The organism is Vibrio sp. 1402, assembly GCF_033340275.1.
In genome coordinates this window covers 1-681 of record NZ_JAWOWE010000298.1, presented here as the reverse complement: position 1 = coordinate 681, position 681 = coordinate 1, and the positions used below count along the sequence as shown (strand labels likewise).

General features: G+C 44.9%; 1 protein-coding gene. It reads left to right on the top strand.

All coding sequences use genetic code 11. The annotated features are described in order from the left end of the window. Positions 1-177 precede the first annotated feature (177 nt). Positions 178-681, top strand: a 504-nt coding sequence (locus tag R7044_RS25670; RefSeq protein WP_225456054.1) for a DHH family phosphoesterase, incomplete at its 3' end; no start/stop codon positions are given.

Below are 681 nucleotides of genomic sequence, written 5' to 3'. Positions count from 1 at the left end.
CTTAACTAAATATCCTGTTTAAGTTGTAAGCGGAATCGATAAAAAAGTGTGTATCGACTCGAAAAACGTTTGCGATTCCAAGAATATCGGGTGAATTGGTAACTCGAAAAAATTACATTTGAATCAATGGTCTATGCAGTACCAATAGTAACTTACCACTCACCATTAAGGACTCAAATGAAACGTTCACTACTTGGATTAACCATGATTGCCTCTTTCAGCTGTTTGGCTGAGGGCGCTTTGGACCTCACCACGCTTTCAAACAATAATACCGACAACCTCGTATGGGTTGGACATTTGAGCCCAGACACCGATAGTGCCGTTTCCGTTATCCTTGCGTCACACATCTACGGCGGAGAAGCAGCGCTAACTGGCGAAGCGAACCCAGAAAGTAAGTTTGTGTTTGAATTTTGTGGCATGGACGCGCCAAAAGTGAAGGCGGATTTCTCTTCTCACCACATTGGTTTGGTGGATTTCAACCAATCGACTCAACTTGCAAAATCGGTTGATCCAACTTCCATCGTCGCAATCATCGACCACCATGCGATGGGCAGTTCGCCAATCAGCATGCCGCAAATCGTCACGATGGACATTCGTGCTTGGGGTTCAGCGGCAACAATTCTTACGGCAAATGCCGAGAAGTTAAACGTTAAACTGCCTAAGAATATTGCGTGTGCAGGT